The 1,272-nt window shown below is 69.5% G+C and carries 2 protein-coding genes; both read right to left on the bottom strand.

The genetic code is table 11. The annotated features are described in order from the left end of the window. The coding region (locus ASD84_RS22770) for an NADH-quinone oxidoreductase subunit J (protein ID WP_082587111.1) at positions 1–774 on the bottom strand (774 nt) is incomplete at its 3' end. After that, on the bottom strand, positions 771–1,272 hold a 502-nt coding region (gene nuoI, locus ASD84_RS22765), incomplete at its 5' end, for an NADH-quinone oxidoreductase subunit NuoI (protein ID WP_056716201.1). The genes nuoI and ASD84_RS22770, both read right to left, overlap by 4 nt.

Here is a 1,272-nt window from a genome sequence, read left to right as displayed (position 1 = left end):
CTTGCCCGCCACTTCGGGCGCGTGCGTCGGGTCGACCCCGATCTGCGCCTGCATCTTGTCGATGTCGCGCAGCCCGGTCGGCCGCATCGTGCCGCGGGCCGCGAGGACCCGGGACACCGACGCTGCCGCAGGGCTGCCGTCAGGCAGCAGAGCAGGGGTGTCGACGGCGTTGTGCCGGGCGTAGACACCCGGTGGGGGCAGCGGTCCGAGGTGCGCGCCGGTCTCGGCGTAGGCCCGGATCCGCTCGGCCGCGATCTCGTGCTGGGTACGTCGCGGCGTGAGCCGCTCGCGGTGCGCGAGCACCATCGCGCCCACGGCCGCGGTGATCAGCAGCGCGCTCGTGGTCTCGAAGACGAAGACGTAGCGCGAGAAGAGCAGGTTGGCCAGGGCCTGGATGTTCCCGCCCTTGTTGGCGTCCTCGAGCCCCACCGCCGTACCGAAGGTCAACTGGGTGAAGCCGACGATCATGATCACCGCGAAGGCCAGGCCGACGATCCAGGACAGCGCGCGCTGGCCCTTGATCGTCTCCACCAGCGAGTCGGAGGCATCGACACCGACCAGCATCAGGACGAACAGGAACAGCATCAGGATCGCGCCGGTGTAGACGATGATCTGCACCGCGAAGAGGAACGGCGCCTCCAGGACGAGATACAGCACCGAGAGGCTGATCATCACGACAGCGAGCAGCATCGCGGCGTGCACGGCCTTGCGGACGAACAGGAGGCCGAGGGCGGCGATCACCATGATCGGGGCGAGCACCCAGAACGCGGTCATGCGTGGCCCCCTGCCGTGCCGTCCGTCGTCGGCCCCGACGGCACCACCGGCACCGGGATCGGGGCCGCGAAGTCCCCGCGGTAGTAGGCCAGGTCGTCCTTGCCGAGCTGCATCTCGTGCGGCGGCTGCTGCATGCCGGGCAACAGCGGAGCCAGCAGGTCGGACTTCTCGTAGATCAGGTCCGCGCGGTTGTCGTCGGCCAGCTCGTACTCGTTGGTCATCGTCAGCGCCCGGGTCGGGCAGGCCTCGATGCACAGGCCGCACAGGATGCAGCGCAGGTAGTTGATCTGGTAGACGCGGCCGTAGCGCTCTCCGGCGGAGAACCGGGCCGACTCCTCGCCGTCACCGTCGACGTTCTCGGCACCCTCGACGTAGATCGCGTCGGCCGGGCAGGCCCACGCGCACAGCTCGCAGCCGATGCACTTCTCCAGCCCGTCGGGCCAGCGGTTGAGCTGGTGCCGGCCGTGGAAGCGCGGAGCGGTCGGGAACTTCTCCTTG

The organism is Nocardioides sp. Root682 (assembly GCF_001427795.1).
In the GTDB taxonomy this organism is placed as follows: domain Bacteria; phylum Actinomycetota; class Actinomycetes; order Propionibacteriales; family Nocardioidaceae; genus Nocardioides.
This window is presented reverse-complemented; position numbering and strand designations above follow the sequence as displayed.